This window comes from Desulfonatronum thiosulfatophilum, assembly GCF_900104215.1.
GTDB lineage: Bacteria > Desulfobacterota > Desulfovibrionia > Desulfovibrionales > Desulfonatronaceae > Desulfonatronum > Desulfonatronum thiosulfatophilum.
In genome coordinates this window covers 20165-38426 of sequence record NZ_FMXO01000014.1, presented here as the reverse complement: position 1 = coordinate 38426, position 18262 = coordinate 20165, and the positions used below count along the sequence as shown (strand labels likewise).

Here is an 18262-nt window from a genome sequence, read left to right as displayed (position 1 = left end):
CTGATCCTGACCTCTACCGTTTGCCTTTCGGCTTAATAACCCACGCAGGCCGGATCGGTGGACAGCCATTCCACAAGGGCCGCGCCGCCGGCCGGAACGGCGCCTTCGATCAGATCGGCCTCGGACAGGCCGCGTTTTTTCAGACAGGGGGTGCAGACGTAGATCTTGCCGCCGGCATTCACGAACTTGGTGATCAATTCCTTGAGAGGTGCAAAGGGCGCGCCCTCGTCGATCTTCTCGGCCTCGCCCTTGACCGCGCAATATACGCCGTCCGAACTCAGAAAAATCATGGTTTCCTTCTCGCTGCCCTGGGCCGCGTTGGCAACGACGAAGCCCAGCGTGGCCTTGTCTCCATCGGTTCGGCAATGGCTGATGGTCACGCAAAATCTGTTGGCCATGGGATCACTCCTTTTTCAGTTCAGGTTTGTATTCAATGAGATAATAAGGATGCCGCTTGTCCAGAAGGGTGTTTTTGGTCATGCGGCACCAGGCCGGGAATTCGATGTGCGCAGCCGGATCTTTGGATATAAGCAGGACCTTGGTGCCGGGCGGCATGGGCAGCAGATAGGTGTACAGGTTGATGATCACCCGGCCGCAGGTTTCCTCACCGCCGTCGAACTCTTCGTCGAATTCCCATTCCGAGGGATGTGTTTCTTGCATTGTCCTGGTTTCCATCGTGAGAATTTCCATGAGGATTTCCAATCTTAGAAATGATTCAGGGGAGGAATGTCAAATTGAAAAAGCTGATGCATATCGGCTTTTCTGATAGGAATTCTCTGTTGATCAATTGGACGACATCATGGATATTGCCCATGCGCGCGTTGCAGGCTGTTCAAGAGAGCTTCCGCATCTCATTATGAATTCAATATACTGCCCCTGTCCTCCCACCCTGGCGTTCACCGCCGCATCGCCTGACTGCGCGGCCCGCTTGCAGTGGGTGAGCGAGAACGCCGTTGCGGTGGAGTTTTCTCCGGACCCGGAGCGCCTGGATCTCCTCCCCGAAATAATCCTTCCCTTCCGGCAGGCTGGTCTGCCCATCCGTTTCCACACCCGATACTTTCAGTATGAGCTGGGCCATGCGGATCCGAGCCTGGCTTCCGCCGCCCTGGAGGTGCATCAGCGTTCCCTTGTCGCCATGGCCGGATTGAGCGAGCCGGTGGTCACGGTGCACAGCGGCCTGAACCCGGATCAGCCCGTGCACATGCCGACCCTGGTGGACAATCTGTCCCGTCTCGTGGAATTTGCCGGAAAGTTGGGCATGATCGTTTGTCTGGAAAATCTGCGCACAGGGCATTCCAGCGATCCAAGGAACATCGCAAGCTGGGCCGCGGCAGCCGGGGCCATGATTACCCTGGACATCGGCCATGCACTGGGGTCTGCTTCGGTCCAGAGTGGAAGCTGTACGGTGGAGGATTTTGTCGATCTTTTCGCGCATCGACTGTGGGAAGTGCATATCTACGGCCGGGAAGACGAATCCGGACATCATCCCATTGACGACATGGAGCCCTTTGAGCCGATTATCGCCAGGCTGCTGGAAACCCGGTGCTCCTGGTGGACCGTTGAACTGCAGGATGCCGACGCGGCGCGGAACACGCGGGAAATGATCCGGCGCTCCCTGCAAAGCCGTTTTCAGTCTGATGCCCGGACCAGAGCTAACATGCACGCTGTTTAACCCTGGTTTCCCCATACGTCTCGTCAAATGGAGTGTTTTAAGACTGCCAGAGGAGATTGAGAAATACATGCCTTCGAAATGCCTGCTCATCGTCCTGGATGGACTCGGCGATCGCAGCCATGTCTGTCTGGATCACCGGACTCCGCTTCAGGCGGCCCATGTGCCGAACATGGACCGCCTGTCCGCTTCGGGCGCCAACGGGCTGTACCATGCAGGCATGCTGGGCGAATGTTTGCCCAGCGAGACCGCACACTGGGCCATGTTCGGATATGACCGGGCAGATTTTCCCGGGCGCGGCGTTCTGGAAGCCCTTGGCGCGGGAGTGGAGCCGGTAAAGGGTCAGGTCGCCGTGCTGGCCCATTTTGTGAGCCTGGAAGAGCGGGATGGCTGTCTTGTTCTGGCCGAGGATGTACCCCGGGCCGAGGCGGATGATGTCCGAGAGCTGATCGCCGCTGTGGCCGAATGGGAGCACGGCGGGGTGCGGATTCGCTATGTTCCGGTCAAGAGCGTCTTCGGCGTTCTGATCATGTCCGGAAACGTGTCGCCGAAATTCACGGATACCGGCCCGATGCGTAACGGGCGGTTCATCCCGGACGTGCTGCCCCTGGCGGAATGTGCCGATAATCTTGATGCTCAAATTACGGCATCCGCATTACGTTCATATCTTCTCCACGTCCGCCGGGTTCTGGGGCAACATCCTCTCAATGTCCGACGCCGGGAGCGCGGGCTGAAGCCCATCAACGGCATCGTGACCCAGCGGGCGGGACGGTTTCGCCCCAATGTTGCCTTTTCCAAACGTTGCGGGCTGCGCGGATTGAGCATTGCTTCCGGCGCGGTGTTCCATGGATTGGCCCGGTATCTGGGCTTGGATATCCTGCCGCCGCATGAAGGCGGAGATATGGAGTCGGATTTCGCCCGTGATCTGGAACAGGCCCGGGAGCAACTGGAGCGATACGACTTCATTCATCTGCACACCAAGGCCCCGGACGAGGCGGCCCATGCCAAGGACCCGGTCCGCAAAATGAAGGTCATCGAAGCCCTTGACCGGGCCCTGGGTTCCGGATTGTCCGCACTGACGGACGACCCGGAAGTGCTCATCGTGCTGACAGCGGATCATTCCACGCCAAGCTCGGGGGACTTGATTCACTCCGGCGAACCCGTACCGCTGATCATCCATGGCCGGGGAGTACGCCGGGATATGGTCCGCCGCTTCGACGAGATCCACACGGCACGGGGCTGCCTGGGCAGTGTCCGGGGAACCGAGTTGATGCGCCTGATCCTGAACCACCTGGACAAGGCCCGGCTGGAGGGCGTTCGGGACACGCCCGAGGACCGGCTGTGTTGGCCCGGGGATTATCAGCCGCTGAGGTTCTGAATCCGCACGGGCGCAAAGCGCCAGAGCACATTAAAAAAACCGGACGAGATTGCAATGTATGACATGGGTGTGATTCACGGTCGTTTTCAGGTCCTGCACAACGATCACATGCGATACCTTCTGGCAGGCAAGGAACTGTGCCGGCATCTCGTTGTCGGGATCACCAACCCGGATCCCAGTCTGACCGGCGAAGTGCAGGAGGATCGGACACGGTCCGATGCTCTGGCCAACCCTTTGAGCTATTTCGAGCGCTTGCTGCTTGTTCGGGATTCTTTGCTGGAAGTCGGTCTGACATACGAAGAAATGACCATCGTACCGCTGCCTATCACCCAACCGAAGCTTTTTCGCCATTACGTGCCGTTCAACGCCGTGTTCCTGCTTTCCATCTACGATGACTGGGGGCGACGCAAATTGGATCAGTTTCGGCAACTCAGCTTGGAAACCCATGTGCTCTGGGAAGTGCGGCCCGAGGAAAAGGGGATCAGCGCCTCGGATGTTCGGGAAGCCATGATCGACGGCCGGGAGTGGGAACATCTGGTTCCCAGGCCCACGGCCGTACGTTGCCGGCAATGGGATATTCCGGGCAGACTGCGGAAATTGAGACATGCCCGGCGGTGATGATACGGATAGCTGCCGCGGGCTGCTTCAACACAGAGAGAGGATGAATGAAGACTGACGATATGATCGAGAATATCAGGCTGCATGCCGAGCAAATGTACCGGGCCGGTGAGTTCTACTGTTCCGAGGCGGTGGTCAAGGCGATCAAGGACCATTACCTGCCGGATGTTTCAGATGACGTCATCGCCGCTGCATCCGGCTTTCCCATGGGGGTCGGCGGCGCGAAGTGCATCTGCGGCGCGGTATCCGGCGGCGTGATGGCCCTGGGCCTCGTCTTTGGCCGGAAAAAAGCGAAAGACCGACGGATCAAGCAGTGCATGAACTTGGCAAAAGAACTGCACGACACGTTCAAGGACCGGAACAAAGCCCTGTGCTGCCGGGTGCTCACCAAAAAAGTGAAGCACTGCTCCGTGGAACATCTTGATCAATGCACGCGCTTCACCGGGGAGGTCGCGGCCGATGTCGCCCGGATCATCGAGCGGGAGCGCAGGGAAAGTGGTTCTTTTTTTGATGCATTCACCGTTTAATTGTTCTGAGTTGGTTAAAAAAAGGTAACTATCAGCACTTCTGATCACGTGGCATGAAGTGGTCCGGCTTGTCTCGATTTTTCGGCATCGCCTGTCTAACTGAGTCAGGATTCGTTCATCGAACCATTGCCAAACGCATGAAGCGCCAAATGCTGTTTATTTACGCAATGGTTCGATGCTACGAAGCCGACGAAGGAGTTGCGAGGCCGAAAAATCGAGACAAGCCGGAACGCTGGTGAGTAGTTGCAAAAAATGTAACTACTCACGCTCTTCCGAGAAATATTCGAACTGGATACCGGCCTTCGCCGGTATGACTGAATTGGGAAAGGCTTGCTCCGATACGTCATTCCGGCGAAAGCCGGAATCCAGTGCATGTGAATGACCATCCACAGAATAAGCTGAATAGTTACCAACCTTTTGAAAGCAGCTCTTTCCTTGCTTTCAAAAATGGTTTTCTTGGCGTCCCCCGCGACTTGAGCGCAGCGGGCGGTTCACATTCAAGGTTCCAATCCGAAAAACTTCCTCAATTATCTCCTAAAAACGCTCCCGCAGATTCCGGATCTTGTCCAAAATCAGGGCCTGATCACGTTGAAGATCTCCACATGGCAGATGTTGACATCCGTTGCCAAGGTCCGACTATTATTATTGCTTGAGCCGTTATTTGCTCAACGTACAGAAACCTCCACTCTCAATTTCCAGCAAGGAAGCTTCTGACGGTCTTGTAGCGCTGGACGCTTGCGGCGTTCACGCAGGCCGTTTTAGGTCTGCCGGTATCGTGAGGAGCCAGATGAAACCCAGGAAGAAGATCGCAAAAAAGACCGTCCGAAAATATCCCATCGGCGCGGAACCAATGGGGAATGGTGTTCATTTCCGGGTATGGGCGCCGAGCCGGCGCGTCGTGACGCTGGTGGTGGAATCCGACGGCAATGCCGGTGGACGTGAACCTTTCGAGATCACGTTGGAGGAAGAGGGCGACGGTTATTTTTCTATCCTGGCTCCGCGCCTGTCCCAAGGTGCGATGTATCGCTTCCGTTTGGACGACGATCCCCGCCCATATCCCGATCCGGCTTCCCGCTGCCAGCCCAACGGGCCTCATGGTCCGTCCCAGGTGATCGACCCCGCGAAATTTGCATGGACCGATGATGACTGGCCGGGCGTTTCTCCGCAAGGTCAGGTGATCTACGAGATGCATGTCGGAACGTTCACCCAGGAAGGCACCTGGGCGGCGGCTGTTCGGGAGTTGCCGGAGCTGGCCAAGCTCGGCGTCACCGTCCTGGAGGTGATGCCCGTGGCCGATTTTCCCGGGCGTTTCGGATGGGGTTACGACGGCGTCAACCTTTTCGCGCCGACGCGGCTGTACGGAACGCCTGACGACTTCCGGCTTTTCGTGGACAAAGCCCATGAAGTCGGTCTCGGGGTTCTCCTGGACGTGGTCTACAATCATCTTGGCCCGGACGGAAACTACCTGCGGCAGTTCTCCAGGGATTATTTTTCCACTCGGCACAAGGGTGAGTGGGGAGATCCTTTCAACTTCGACGAAACCAATGCCGGGCCTGTGCGGGAGTATGTCCTGACCAACGCAGCCTACTGGATCGAGGAGTTTCATCTTGACGGCCTGCGCATAGATGCCACGCAACAGATATTCGACGATTCCGATGAGCACATCATGGCCGCGCTGACCCGGCGCGTGCGGGAGGCCGGAGCGCCTCGCAAAATTTATGTCGTGGGTGAAAACGAACCCCAGCATGTCCGGATGCTCCTGCCGTCGGACAAGGGCGGATACGGCATGGACGCCCTGTGGAACGATGATTTTCACCATACGGCCATGGCGGCCATGACCGGCCGTTCGGACGCCTACTACAGCGATCACCGGGGCGGGGCGCAGGAGTTTGTGTCCGCGTTCAAGCATGGCTTTTTGTATCAGGGGCAATGGTATTCCTGGCAGAAGAAGCCGCGCGGCACCCTCACGCTGGGGTTTCGGCCCGACCGGTTCGTCAATTTCATCCAGAACCATGATCAGTTGGCCAATTCCGGTAGCGGCAAACGGGCGCATCTGCTGACAAGTCCCAGCCGTTACCGCGCGTTGACGGCGCTTTTTCTGCTGGCGCCGCAGACCCCGATGCTGTTTCAGGGGCAGGAATACGCGGCCAGAAGCCCATTTTTCTATTTCGCGGACCATGACGAAGAGATAGCCCAGCAGGTGGCCAGGGGGCGCAGCCAGTTTCTCTCCCAGTTCCGGACCCTGGCAACCCCCGAGATGCAGGCCAGGCTCCCCGATCCCGCGGACCCGATGACATTTACCCGCTGCAAGCTGAACCACAACGATCGCGGCGTCCATGGCGAAGAATACCTGCTGCACGTGGATCTGCTGCACCTGCGCCGCCATGATCCCGTGATCCGAGCCTGTCAGTACGACTCGCGGGTCGACGGCGCCGTGCTGAATCCCGATGCCTTCGTCATCCGCTATTTCGGCGAATCGCACGGGAACGATCGGCTCCTGCTGGTCAACCTCGGCCGCGATTTCGTGCTGCTTCCCGCCCCGGAACCGCTCTTGGCTCCACCGGAAGAGGCCTCCTGGACTCAGCTCTGGTCCAGCGAGGATCCACGATATGGAGGCGTTGGGAGCATGCCCTTTGAATCCGAAGGCAATTGGCATTTGCTGGGGGAGTCGGCAATGGTTCTGACTCCTGAACCCAAACCGAGAACAGAGGTCGCAGATGAACGCTGATCCATTGCTTCGAATACCCTGGGCGCACGACCTGCATGAAGAGGATGGCTTGTTGACCCGCGAATGGTTGATCACCAACGGAATCGGCGGATACGCCTCAGGCACCTTGGCCGGTTTTCCCACGCGGCGCTACCACAGCATCATCACCGCGGCGTTGCCCGCGCCTTTGGGGCGATACGTCATGCTCGACCAACTCAACGAGTTGCTCCGTCTGCCCGACGGCAGCACGCAGCGCATCGGCGGCCTGGAACTGGCCGAGGGCAGTCTGGAACTGCATGGGATGGGCAACCTGCGGGAGTTTCGACTGGAAATGGGGTTGCCGGTCTGGCGTTATGAATTCGACGGCCATGTAATCGAGAAGTGGATGTTGATGCCCTACAGGCACAACTCGGTTCATGTCAGCTACCGTCTTGTGTCCGGAGCCGGAACGGTGCGATTGAAACTGCGCCTGGCCATGCTTTTCCGGCCGCATGAGGCCTCGCTGGCCAATTCAATGCCGAATCAGGTTTACGACCTCAAGGCATCGGAGGGGCAGTTCGAGGTTCACGGGCCTTCCCCGTGGCCCCTGCGGCTGCACGTTGACGGCGAAAGACCGGCGTTCACGTACGAGCCCCAGCGCTTTTCGGACATTCTCTATCGGATCGAAGAACAGCGCGGCTATGAAGCACAGGGGGTGCTCTGGAGCCCGGGATATTTTCGCGCCGACCTGTCGGCTGGGCGGGACGTCACCTTGATCGTCTCTACCGAGAACTGGGACGCCGTGCACTCGTTGTCGCCCGGCGAAGCATTGAACGCGGAAATAACGCGACGGCGGCGGCTGATCGCCATGGCCCATCCGGCCGTGCGCGGCGGCCGGATTTCGCAACTGGTGCTGGCCGCGGATCAGTTCGTGGTGGTTCCCACGGAACGGGTGGGCGAACTGGCTCGTTTGCGGGCCGAAGGCAGCGAGCCGCGGACGGTGATCGCCGGTTATCACTGGTTCACCGACTGGGGCCGCGACACCATGATCAGCCTGGAGGGGCTCACCCTGACCACCTGCCGTCATGTGCAGGCGGCCCAGATCCTGCGGACCTTCGCCCATCATGTACGCAACGGGCTCATCCCCAATCTCTTTCCGGAAGGCGAGAGCGAAGGCGTCTACTATACCGCCGACGCCACGCTATGGTTCTTTCACGCCCTGGACCGTTACCTGGAAACCACGGGTGACACGGTTCTGTTGCGGGAACTGCTGCCAAAGCTTCAGGACATCATCGAGCATCACGTCCAGGGCACGCGCTTCGGCATCCGTCGCGACCCGGAAGACGGACTACTTATCCAGGGCGATGCGCGATACGCCCTGACCTGGATGGATGCCAAACTGCGGGACTGGGTGGTCACGCCCCGCCGCGGCAAGGCCGTGGAGATCAACGCGTTGTGGCACAACGCTCTCAGATGTCTGGAAGGCTGGTTGCGGCGGGAAAATCAGACGGACCGTGCCGATAAAATCGCCACGCTGGCGCAGCAATGCCGGGAAAGCTTCAACCGCCGGTTTTGGAACCCTGATACAGGGTGCCTGTTCGATGTGGTGGACGGAGAGGACGGCAACGATGGGGCATGCCGACCCAACCAGCTGTTCGCCCTGTCCCTGCCGCATCCGGTATTGGACCAGGAACACCGGCAAGCCGTGCTGGAAGCGGTCCGGGAACGGCTGCTGACCCCGTTCGGACTGCGAACCCTTGCTCCGGACGATCCAAACTTCAAGCCGAACTACCACGGGGACCTGCGCACCCGCGACGCCGCATATCATCAGGGCACGGTCTGGCCCTGGCTGATCGGCCCGTTCATCGACGCCTGGCTACAGGTCTATCCGGACCAGCGAGCCCAGGCGCGCCGCTTTCTCGAGCCTCTGGTGGACAAGCATCTGAGCGAGAACGGCGTCGGCTCCATCAGCGAGGTTTTCGATGCCGTGGAACCCTTCGCCCCGCGCGGTTGCATCGCCCAAGCCTGGAGCGTCGCGGAGGTGCTCCGAGCCTGGGCCAAGACGGAGCCGGACGGGGAGTGACACGCCTCGGTTCGGTTCACTATCGTTGCCTCTTATGAAACCGCCGGGGTAAAGTGCGGCGGTGGATATCGCGTGGCTTACCTGGAGCATGTTAATTGAAGGCTCTACTTACAATCTGCATGGTTTCATGTAATCTTGCTCTATGCAAGAAAGAACAATCAAGCAGGCTCTTCATTACCTGGCTGCAAAATATCCGGTGGTCACGGTCACCGGTCCCCGTCAAAGCGGTAAGACCACACTCTGCAGGATGACCTATCCGGACAGAAAGTATGTCAATCTTGAAGCACCGGATGTTCGCCAATTCGCCATCGACGACCCACGAGGCTTTCTGGCTGAGTGCCGGGAAGGAGCTATCCTGGATGAGATTCAACGCACCCCTGACCTGCTGTCCCATCTACAACCCATGGTGGACGAGGACCCGAACCCAGGACGTTTCATCCTCACGTGCAGCCAACAGTTCAATTTTCGGGAGGCCCTGAGCCAGTCCCTGGCGGCAGGACCGGCTTGCTGACCCTGCTGCCTTTTGATTGGCGGGAAGTTCAAGCTTTCCAGGATGTTTACGACGTGGACAAGCTTATTCTGCATGGTTTTTATCCCCGCCTACACCAGATGCGCATCAATCCGACGCAGGCCCTGGCCGATTATTTTGAAACCTATGTGCAGCGTGATATCCGGCAACTCGTTCAGATCCGCAATGTCGGAGCGTTTAAGAGATTCGTGCGTCTTTGCGCCGGCAGGGTCGGGCAGTTATTGAACCTGAACAGTTTGGGCAATGATGCTGGGGTGACGCACACCACGGCCAGGGAGTGGATATCCATCCTGGAAGCCAGCTACATCGTATTCCTACTACCCCCTTGGCATGCCAACATCGCCAAGCGTCTGATCAAGACACCGAAGATTTATTTCTGGGACGTCGGCTTGGCCTCCTATCTCCTTGGATTGCAGGAAGAGAAGCAGGTGAGCAGGGACCCGTTGCGGGGCAGCCTTTTCGAAAACATGGTTGTGGCTGAATTGTTCAAGCAGCATTATCATCAGGGTGTACGCCCCAGGCTTTCCTTTTACCGCGATAGTGCGGGCAATGAGGTGGACGTGGTCATTGATCGGGGGAATGACCTTGTCCTGCTCGAAATCAAGGCCGGACAGACCGTGAGCAGAAACTATTTCCAGGGCCTGGAGCGTTTTGCCGGCGTGGTCGGGGAGCGCGTCAAGGGAGGGATAGTGGTTTTCGGGGGTGAAAAGGCGCAACGCCGGTCCGCCTGGGAGGTCTTGCCGGTTGGGGATATTGGCGGATTGCGGAACAGGGTGGAACAGTTTTTTCTTAATTGAAGATGCGGTTTCAGGTGTCTGATCTTTGAATTTGACTGTGTGGACGCTTGGAGATCAACAATTCAACAATTGTCCATGCCCCAAAGAGCGGCAGAGGGGACATGCGGATTTTTCAAGCGCTGGGCAAGCTTCTTTTTCAGCTGATCGCGCAGGTCCGGGGTCAGCTTATTCCACTCTTTCAGAGCCAGCTCATGGAATCGCAATTTATAGATCATCCATGTTCACCTCCACAAAAGGGCCGGCGGATCGCTCCTTTATGAGTTTTGCATCCTCGATGTCTTCGAGGCGATCGATCAGGCGTTCATAGTGCTCGGCGGAAAGAAGATAAGCTGCTGCCTTGTTGTGGTTGAGAATCGCAACTGGATCATTGCCGGCTTGGTTGAGCACGTTGGAGAAATTTCTTTTCAACTCTGTGACGCTGACTATTTTATCGGTATAAATGGTTTGCATATCATGCTCCTTTTGACATCTAATTTGGCACTAAAAATAGCGTGTTGTAAAATAATGTCAAGGAGATATTTGTGGGGGAAAAAATCATAGCCCAATGGCTAAAAGACTTATTTATTTAAACTCGACCAAGGTGTTGAAAAATTAAAAATTATGCAATTATATGACGATTTTTTGGCACTTATTCGGCAGGATGCAGGAGGGAGTAGACGGTTTTTCGGCATATGCCCAGGCGGTCGGCGATTTCTTGACGCTTGTATCCCCTGGCTAGGAGCTGTTCAACAATGAACCTTTTGGCCTTCCTGGATTCCGGCTACCTGGAGTTCTTGATGGACGCAAAATCTCGCGTTAATGCTTCCAGGTCGGTCAGTTCCATGACTTTCCGTTCTCTTTTGCGGCCAATCTGATCACCCCGGGCAATTCTTTTGAATAGCGCAGGAAAAATTCCGCCATTGTGACGCCAATGAGTAATCCGGAATCATGCCCCACAAACCCTCAAGGTGTTCATCCAGAGAAGAAGAGCATCAAGCCTTGGGCTGGAAGCAATATTGGGATGCCTTGAAAAGGATGCATGGCCAGCAGGTCCTTGTCGCCGGTGATCAGGCAATCTGCATTTCCATTGACCGCGGTTTCAAGAAATATGTCATCTTCCGGGTCCCGGCATCCCATGGGCCTGTTGACAATGGGTACGTACTCGGAAACCGCGTCCAACTGGGCCAAAAAACGCTGTCTCATTGGCACTGACACATACCGATCAAACTTGTTTTTCATGAGTCGGCTGACGAGTTCGGCCTGGGTTTCATGGGAAAAAAGAAGCACCGCGGTTGATCTGTGCAACGCTTCAAGCAGGCCTGCCGGCGGACCTGATGCTCGCAATGCCGCGCTGATCAGCACGTTGCTGTCGATGACAAATCGTTCAGCTTTCGTCATCGAGGAGCTTGGTCAAAATGTCATCGGTCAACCCATTTGCCTCGGCTTGATCCCGTATGGCGTCCATGGTCGCTGCAAGCTGTTCCCATGCCGACCCGCGCAACCTCTGAAATTGTTCCTCTGACAGGAAAACTCCGGCTGAACGACCTCGCTTGGTGACCCTGACCGGCTCTCGTTGCGCCCAATCCAAAAATTGCCCGAATTGATTCTTTGCGTCTTTTGAAGTGATTTCTTTCATGTGGCCAAAATAGCTATTTGGTCCAGTCACGTCAATGGACTCATGCTATCATTGAGCAGCGTGCTGATCAGTCCGATGCAATCCGGCCTGGAAATTGCTTGATCTTTATAAAAGAATTGCAAGCAGGTAAATAATGCCCAATCACAACAAGTATATACGCCATATTTCAGCTTCGCCAAAGGGTGTCAAAATATTATCATGCCGGGGCTGGAAGTTTTGTTCAGGCGGAAGCATTGTAGCAGTTGGCGGATGTGTAATATTGTACCCAAGAAACGTCACACGTGAAGTGGGTAATTTTCTGCAATTCTAACCAAATATTGTGTGACGACAAAAGAGTATTCAAGAAGTGGTGTCCATGCTCAACATCAGTCAAGGATATTCGTCAGTCTTAGGGATTGCCAATGAGTCTCGGAACACTGTTCCGTATCGGGATAAGGTGCGGCGTGAGCATTTGGAAAAGCTGCTTGGGCAGAGCAGCATGGTGCTTTGGTTCACAGGGCTGTCCGGGTCGGGCAAGTCCACCATAGCCCATGCCGTGGAGGAACGGCTGCATGCCATGAGCAGGCTGACCTCAATTTTTGACGGGGATAAAGTTCGTTGAACGTATCCGAGGGTATGACACCATGTTTGAAGGCAAGAGCATCTTGATTACCGGCGGGACGGGGTCGTTTGGCAAGGCTTTTATTAGAACGTTGCTGATCAAGCATAAGCCCCGCCGAATTGCCGTGTATTCCCGGGATGAACTCAAGCAGTTCGAGATGCAGCAAGAGTTCAATGCTCCAGAGATGCGCTACTTTATCGGCGATGTCCGTGACCGGGAACGCCTGATCATGGCCATGCGCGGGGTGGACTTCGTGGTCCATGCCGCTGCCCTGAAGCAGGTTCCGGCCGCGGAGTACAATCCCATGGAATGCGTAAAGACCAATGTCTACGGCGCGGAAAACGTGGTTCACGCGGCCCTGGCCCACAATGTGGACAAGGTCATTGCCCTGTCCACGGACAAGGCCGCCAATCCGATCAATCTTTACGGCGCGACCAAGCTCTGCTCGGACAAGCTGTTCGTGGCGGCCAACAATCTGGCCGGCGCTCATCGCACGACGTTCAGCGTGGTGCGCTACGGCAATGTTGTCGGGTCACGCGGTTCGGTGGTGCCGTATTTCAAGAAGCTGATCGATTCCGGCGCGGACCACTTGCCCATTACCCACGAACAAATGACCCGCTTCTGGATCACTCTGGACCAGGGCGTGGATTTTGTGTGCAACAACTTTGAGCGAATGAAGGGCGGCGAGATTTTCGTGCCCAAAATCCCCTCGGTGCGCATCACGGACCTGGCCAAGGCAATGGCTCCGGATCTGCCCAGCAAGATCGTCGGCATCCGGCCCGGCGAAAAACTGCACGAGGTGATGTGTCCCAGGGACGATTCCCACTTGACCGTTGAGTTTGCGGACCATTATGTTATAAAGCCGACCATTAAATTCTACAGCAAATGCAACGAGTTTTTGACCAACAAGCTGAACGAAACCGGAAAACCCGTGGATCAAGGCTTTGAATACAATTCCGGAGATAATCCGCATTTCCTGACCGTTGAACAAATCCGTGAAGTCAATCATTTGGCCGGGTTTTGAATGGAAGCATGGCACTACAGCGACATTCATGCCATGATCACCAATACGCCCTGAGAGTGGCCCACGGAACACACGGAAAAACACGGAAACCATGGGAGCGAGGGCATCTTGCCCACGGGTTTTTTTACTTCGGCAAAGTGTCGCAGTAATGATAAGTTGTTTGTCTTTATGAGGTCGTTGAAACCTTGAAATTTGATATATATGATTTGAGGTGCAAAACATGCCTTTGGAAATGAGATTTACGACAGAGTATCATTCAGGCGGAGTTATTGCCGTTGATCCACGAGTTGCCATGAGTTTGCGTGAGGGACAACGGTTGCGGGTTACCCTGGAAGTTTTGGAGGAACAGCGAGGTGATACATGTATCCCACGTGCTTCTCACAACGAATATTCTGAATTCATCGACTTCCTGAAACGCAACATTGTGCAGGGCGGCTATCGTGAAGCGGTCGTAACCAGAGATTTTATTCATGAAAACGACTGACAAGCCATTGCTTGATTCGAATATTTTGATCTATTCGATCAATGGCGATTCTCCCTTCCACGGAAAAGCCTTGGACCTGCTGGTACAGTACACCCAGAGCGGTTTTTATGTGGCTGATATCAACCTTGTTGAGTTTTTTCAGGTCGTTACGGACGGCAGAAAGACGCTTCACCCCTTTTCCACGGAGCAGGCATCTGAATACATCAGGAAACTTGTACGCATACCGCAAGTCAACGTTCTCAAAACGGGTTCGTTTCACGAAATTCTCCAGGACGAAGATGCACATGCCGAAATCCGGCGATTACAAATCAAGCGGTTTGCAATATACGACTATCTTATAGCGGATTGCATGCGGCGGCATGCCGTCAAGCTGATTATTACCGGAAATGCAAGAGATTTCCGGAAGTTTTCTTTTCTTGATGTCATTGATCCATTCACCAACTCTCTGACTTCTGATCTCGGAACTCGGACCTCAAACCTCAATTACATCCCCTACGCCCGCCAATCCATTTCCGAGCAAGACGTGGCCTCTGTCTGCTCGGTCCTGCGTTCCGACTTCCTAACCCAGGGGCCGAAAGTTCCTGAATTCGAAAAGGCAATAGCCGAGTACTGCAATGCCGGCCATGCCGTGGCCGTGAATTCCGGGACCAGCGCCCTGCACCTAGCCTGCCTGGCTCTTGGGCTGGGTCCTGGAGACACCCTCTGGACATCGCCCATCACCTTCGTGGCTTCGGCCAATTGCGCTTTGTATTGCGGGGCGTACGTGGATTTCGTGGATATTGATCCACGAACATACAATCTCTGCCCTCTGACTCTTGAGAAGAAATTGCAGGCCGCGAAAAAAAACGGGAAGCTGCCCAAGGTTGTTGTTCCCGTGCACTTCAGCGGTCAACCCTGCGACATGGAAGCCATCCATAACCTGAGCCGAGAATTTGGCTTCAAAATCCTGGAAGACGCGTCTCATGCCTTGGGAGCCCGGTACAAGAACGAACCTGTGGGCAATTGTAAATACAGCGACATTACGGTGTTTAGCTTTCACCCGGTGAAGAACATCACCACGGGCGAAGGCGGCATGGCTGTGACCAATGATCAGGGGCTTGCGGAGAAGATGGCCTTGCTGCGAAGCCACGGCATCACTCGCGATCCTAAGCTTTTTGAAAATGAACGATGGCAGATGTCAAGCGTCCGATGTCAGACGTCCGACCTTGACCCTCCATCTTTCTATTATGAGCAGGTTTATCTGGGCTTCAATTACCGCATGACCGACATCCAGGCCGCATTGGGGTTGAGTCAGTTGCAACGACTGGATGCCTTCGGTGCCCGCAGGCGTGAACTTGCTAAAAGGCATGACGAGCTTTTGGCCGGGCTTCCTGTGATCACTCCCTGGCAGCATCCTGACGGCGTCTCGGCGTGGCACCTGTATGTGGTCCGCTTGCGGGCCGCCGTGGGAAAAACTACGCATCGTCGTATTTTCGACGCTATGCGAGAACAAGGAATCGGCGTGAACCTACACTATATTCCGGTGCATACCCAGCCATGGTTTAGGCAACTAGGGTTTATGCCTGGCATGTTTCCTGAATCTGAAAAGTATTACGAGGAGTCCATCACCATGCCCCTGTTCCCGGCCATGCCCGAGGAGGAGCAGGATCGGGTGGTGGAAGCGCTGAAGGCAGCACTGGTCACAGAATATGCGGAGTAGCAAGAAACAAGAAGTTCACGCCATATGTATCCACCCATGTATTTCGTGAACAGAGATTTGCAAGATGAAAAGAAAAGCCTTGCTTAAACATCTGCATAACCATGGTGCGTGTCTCCTGCGTGAAGGTAGTCGGCACAGCATTTATCAGCATGGCCGTAGAAAGACGCAGGTGCCAAGACACGCGGAAATTATTGATGAATTGGCCCGAAAAATTTGTAAAGATTTAGATATCCCGTTCGTGAGGTAGAAAAATATGCAATACAGGGCTGTTATTAAGCAAACAGAAGGGTGGTGGATTGGATGGCTTATTGATCTGCCAGGGGTCAATGCCCAGGAGAAAACCCGAGAAGAGCTTATGGAGTCTCTGCGCATTGGAGCCCAGGAAATGCTTGAGACAAATGTTCCGTTTGAACCGGGTTTCATCATGGAAAAGTTGGATGTACCGGAGCCAGAGTGGGCATGAAAAGAATTTTTCCCACGTAAAACACGGAATGACACGGAAGGAGGGTAAAGGATATCCGATTTCTGACCTCGGCCATGGCCCTTCTGACTTCCGACTTTCCGTGTATTCCGTGGGCAAAAATCTGTTCTGATTGCTTTTCACATTCCATGAGCTCAAAGGTCCAAGAATGAAATCCATCCTCGTCATTGCCGCCCATCCTGACGATGAAACCCTTGGTTGCGGGGGGACCATGGCCCGGCTTGCACAGGAAGGCAAAGCGGTGCATGTCGCATATGTGGCAGACGGCGTAGGGTCAAGAATCCCGACCGGCTTGCCGGATCAGCAGGCACTCGCCGCCCGTCGACTGGCTGCGGCCAATGCCTGTACCGTTCTTGGTGCTCAGCTCCCACGTTTTGGTGATTATCCGGACAACAGGCTGGACAGCGTTCCTCTGCTGGAGGTCGTCCAGTACATTGAAGCCTTGATCTGCGACCATCGTCCGGACACCATCTTTACCCATCACTGCGGAGATTTGAATATTGATCATCAACTTGTTCACAAGGCGGTGGGCACTGCGTGCCGACCGCAAGCAGGTCACCCAGTAACCACCCTGTTGTTCTTTGAGACCCCTTCCAGCACTGAATGGCAAACCCCCGGGGATGCTCCGGCTTTTACCCCCAACTGGTTCGTGGACATCACAGATACGCTGGACCTGAAAATCCAGGCTGCTCAATGCTACGAGTCAGAGCTTCGGCCCTGGCCGCATCCAAGGTCTGTCCAGGGGATTGAGCATCTGGCCCGCTGGCGCGGGGCCACGGTGGGAGTGGATGCCACGGAAGCATTCATGCTTGGGAGATACCGGACATGACAAGTGTAGCCATCATACCTGCCCGGGGCGGCTCAAAACGCATTCCCCGCAAGAACATCAAAGACTTTCACGGCAAGCCAATGATTGCCTACCCCATCTCGGTTGCCCTGGAGTCCAGGCTGTTTGACCGGATCATTGTGTCCACGGATGATGAGGAAATTGCGGACGTCTCGATGCGTTACGGGGCTGAAGTGCCGTTCATGCGACCCAAGGAGCTGGCCGACGACTATGCCGGAACAAATGCTGTTGTCAGGCATTGCCTTGAATGGCTTGTTGAGAAGAACCAGAAACCTGAATACGCCTGCTGCATCTATGCCACAACTCCATTCCTGCAGGAGGAGTATTTGCGAAAGGGGCTTGAATTGCTCAAGGTCAGCGGGAAGTCGTTTGCCTTTACCGTGACCACCTTTCCTTCACCCATCCAAAGGTCCGTGCGAATCAGGAAGGACGGAGCCCTGGAGGCCATCTTTCCTGAACATGTGCCCAAGCGTTCGCAAGATCTGGAGGAAGCCTATCATGACGCCGGCCAGTTCTACTGGGGGAAGTCTGAGGCGTTTCTGAACAGGGTTGCGCTTTATTCCCCTGAATCCATCCCAGTGATCCTTCCACGTTATCTTGTCCACGATATTGATACGCAGGAAGACTGGAGAATGGCGGAGTTGATGTACAAGGCCCTGAGTTTCTACGAAAATCAATAAAAGCCATGAGGAATAGAAACGTTTCTATCCGTCCCGCATCAATAGACGATTGCCAAGATATTTTTGGAATCATTTCAGATCCAGATGTTATAAAGGCGACATTCAAGCAAAAAAAAATACCATTGGATGAACACAAAATCTGGTTTCAAATGGCATTGAATAATCCTGGCCGGTTCTTGTTCCTTATTGAAGACAATGACAAAAATACTCTTGGAATGCTACGGTTCGATATTCAAAAAAAATATGCTGATGTGTCCATCGTGCTGAACAAAGCGAGTCGTGGTCATGGGTATGGTCCACAGGCTCTCAATCTGGGTTGCAATGTCATTTATCAAACAACAGGGGTTTCTGATTATCGTGCGTATGTAAGAGCTGATAATATCCCGTCCTGCAAGGCTTTTACCAAGGCTGGATTTGTTCACAATGGCACAACCACAATTGAGGGTACAGAGGCTGACATCTTTGTCTACACCATAACAGACACTTCATCAAATGCCGTATGATCCCGACAGACAGCTTACCGTCAATCATTATCCTCACCGAC

Annotated in this window: 23 protein-coding genes and 1 pseudogene; 17 read left to right on the top strand and 7 right to left on the bottom strand. The window is 55.0% G+C overall.

Translation table 11 applies throughout. The features are described 5' to 3' along the window. Positions 1–32: 32 nt before the first annotated feature. A complete protein-coding gene (locus BLP93_RS12150) occupies positions 33–398 on the bottom strand; it encodes a DsrE family protein (protein ID WP_092122019.1) in 366 nt (121 codons plus the stop codon). A 4-nt stretch (positions 399–402) separates the two neighbouring features. Next, a complete protein-coding gene (locus BLP93_RS12145) occupies positions 403–690 on the bottom strand; it encodes a sulfurtransferase TusA family protein (RefSeq protein WP_092122016.1) in 288 nt (95 codons plus the stop codon). 166 nt (positions 691–856) lie between these two features. Between BLP93_RS12145 and BLP93_RS12140 the strand changes: the two genes are divergently transcribed. The 8 genes from BLP93_RS12140 (at position 857) to BLP93_RS12110 (ending at position 10287) form a co-directional block, all read left to right on the top strand. Next, positions 857–1672 (top strand): sugar phosphate isomerase/epimerase family protein, encoded by an 816-nt coding sequence (locus BLP93_RS12140; RefSeq protein ID WP_161946318.1) that lies wholly within the window; start codon positions 857–859, stop codon positions 1670–1672. Positions 1673–1739: 67 nt separating this feature from the next. Continuing rightward, the gene (locus BLP93_RS12135; RefSeq protein ID WP_092122011.1) at positions 1740–3047 is read left to right on the top strand and encodes a BPG-independent phosphoglycerate mutase family protein; all 1308 of its coding nucleotides are present in this window, start codon (positions 1740–1742) and stop codon (positions 3045–3047) included. Between the two features lie 54 nt (positions 3048–3101). Beyond that, positions 3102–3665, top strand: a complete 564-nt coding sequence (locus BLP93_RS12130; protein ID WP_092122009.1) for a nucleotidyl transferase family protein — start codon at positions 3102–3104, stop codon at positions 3663–3665. Between the two features lie 47 nt (positions 3666–3712). Continuing rightward, positions 3713–4192 carry a C-GCAxxG-C-C family (seleno)protein gene (locus BLP93_RS12125; RefSeq protein WP_208596639.1) on the top strand — a complete coding sequence of 160 codons (480 nt, stop codon included), beginning with the start codon at positions 3713–3715 and terminating at the stop codon, positions 4190–4192. A 787-nt stretch (positions 4193–4979) separates the two neighbouring features. Next, a complete protein-coding gene (treZ, locus tag BLP93_RS12120; RefSeq protein WP_244148741.1) occupies positions 4980–6920 on the top strand; it encodes a malto-oligosyltrehalose trehalohydrolase in 1941 nt (646 codons plus the stop codon). Then, entirely contained in the window at positions 6910–8961 is a 2052-nt protein-coding gene (locus BLP93_RS12115) for an amylo-alpha-1,6-glucosidase (protein WP_092122003.1), read from the top strand. The genes treZ and BLP93_RS12115 overlap by 11 nt, the downstream gene beginning before the upstream one ends. A 142-nt stretch (positions 8962–9103) precedes the next feature. Beyond that, positions 9104–9472: an AAA family ATPase gene (locus tag BLP93_RS17240; RefSeq protein WP_208596638.1), complete on the top strand. Its 369-nt coding sequence runs from the start codon at positions 9104–9106 to the stop codon at positions 9470–9472. Beyond that, a complete protein-coding gene (locus BLP93_RS12110) occupies positions 9466–10287 on the top strand; it encodes an ATP-binding protein (protein WP_208596637.1) in 822 nt (273 codons plus the stop codon). The genes BLP93_RS17240 and BLP93_RS12110 overlap by 7 nt, the downstream gene beginning before the upstream one ends. 62 nt (positions 10288–10349) lie before the next feature. On the opposite strand, the gene BLP93_RS12105 is transcribed toward BLP93_RS12110, so the two are convergent. From BLP93_RS12105 to BLP93_RS17730, 5 genes and pseudogenes are all read right to left on the bottom strand, one after another. Then, positions 10350–10502: a type II toxin-antitoxin system RelE family toxin gene (locus tag BLP93_RS12105; RefSeq protein ID WP_208596636.1), complete on the bottom strand. Its 153-nt coding sequence runs from the start codon at positions 10500–10502 to the stop codon at positions 10350–10352. Next, positions 10492–10737 (bottom strand): type II toxin-antitoxin system Phd/YefM family antitoxin, encoded by a 246-nt coding sequence (locus BLP93_RS12100; RefSeq protein ID WP_092122000.1) that lies wholly within the window; start codon positions 10735–10737, stop codon positions 10492–10494. Before BLP93_RS12100 ends, BLP93_RS12105 begins: the two co-directional genes overlap by 11 nt. A 178-nt stretch (positions 10738–10915) precedes the next feature. Beyond that, a pseudogene (locus BLP93_RS12095) lies at positions 10916–11026 on the bottom strand (helix-turn-helix domain-containing protein); the annotation flags it as partial. A 212-nt stretch (positions 11027–11238) separates the two neighbouring features. After that, the gene (locus BLP93_RS12090; protein ID WP_092121997.1) at positions 11239–11664 is read right to left on the bottom strand and encodes a putative toxin-antitoxin system toxin component, PIN family; all 426 of its coding nucleotides are present in this window, start codon (positions 11662–11664) and stop codon (positions 11239–11241) included. Next, positions 11651–11902, bottom strand: coding sequence for a type II toxin-antitoxin system Phd/YefM family antitoxin (locus BLP93_RS17730; RefSeq protein ID WP_425248228.1), 252 nt, complete (start codon positions 11900–11902; stop codon positions 11651–11653). Before BLP93_RS17730 ends, BLP93_RS12090 begins: the two co-directional genes overlap by 14 nt. A 478-nt stretch (positions 11903–12380) precedes the next feature. Between BLP93_RS17730 and BLP93_RS17440 the strand changes: the two genes are divergently transcribed. The 9 genes from BLP93_RS17440 to BLP93_RS12040 all read left to right on the top strand — a co-directional run bounded on the left by BLP93_RS17440 (position 12381) and on the right by BLP93_RS12040 (position 18221). Then, positions 12381–12503, top strand: coding sequence for an adenylyl-sulfate kinase (locus BLP93_RS17440; protein WP_279615062.1), 123 nt, complete (start codon positions 12381–12383; stop codon positions 12501–12503). A 22-nt stretch (positions 12504–12525) separates the two neighbouring features. After that, on the top strand, positions 12526–13527 hold the full coding sequence (pseB, locus tag BLP93_RS12075; RefSeq protein ID WP_092121987.1) for a UDP-N-acetylglucosamine 4,6-dehydratase (inverting): 1002 nt from the start codon (positions 12526–12528) through the stop codon (positions 13525–13527). A 220-nt stretch (positions 13528–13747) separates the two neighbouring features. Beyond that, the gene (locus BLP93_RS12070) at positions 13748–14011 is read left to right on the top strand and encodes a hypothetical protein (RefSeq protein WP_139162994.1); all 264 of its coding nucleotides are present in this window, start codon (positions 13748–13750) and stop codon (positions 14009–14011) included. Next, complete coding sequence (pseC, locus tag BLP93_RS12065; RefSeq protein ID WP_244148740.1) at positions 13998–15710, top strand: UDP-4-amino-4,6-dideoxy-N-acetyl-beta-L-altrosamine transaminase; 1713 nt, start codon at positions 13998–14000, stop codon at positions 15708–15710. Before BLP93_RS12070 ends, pseC begins: the two co-directional genes overlap by 14 nt. A 64-nt stretch (positions 15711–15774) precedes the next feature. Further along, a complete protein-coding gene (locus BLP93_RS17615) occupies positions 15775–15957 on the top strand; it encodes a type II toxin-antitoxin system HicA family toxin (protein WP_092121981.1) in 183 nt (60 codons plus the stop codon). 6 nt (positions 15958–15963) lie between these two features. After that, positions 15964–16173, top strand: coding sequence for a type II toxin-antitoxin system HicB family antitoxin (locus BLP93_RS12055; RefSeq protein WP_092121978.1), 210 nt, complete (start codon positions 15964–15966; stop codon positions 16171–16173). 166 nt (positions 16174–16339) lie between these two features. Continuing rightward, positions 16340–17020 carry a PIG-L deacetylase family protein gene (locus BLP93_RS12050; protein WP_092121975.1) on the top strand — a complete coding sequence of 227 codons (681 nt, stop codon included), beginning with the start codon at positions 16340–16342 and terminating at the stop codon, positions 17018–17020. Beyond that, positions 17017–17718 carry a pseudaminic acid cytidylyltransferase gene (pseF, locus tag BLP93_RS12045; protein WP_092121972.1) on the top strand — a complete coding sequence of 234 codons (702 nt, stop codon included), beginning with the start codon at positions 17017–17019 and terminating at the stop codon, positions 17716–17718. The genes BLP93_RS12050 and pseF overlap by 4 nt, the downstream gene beginning before the upstream one ends. Before the next feature lie 5 nt (positions 17719–17723). Beyond that, entirely contained in the window at positions 17724–18221 is a 498-nt protein-coding gene (locus tag BLP93_RS12040) for a GNAT family N-acetyltransferase (protein ID WP_092121969.1), read from the top strand. Positions 18222–18262 lie beyond the last annotated feature (41 nt).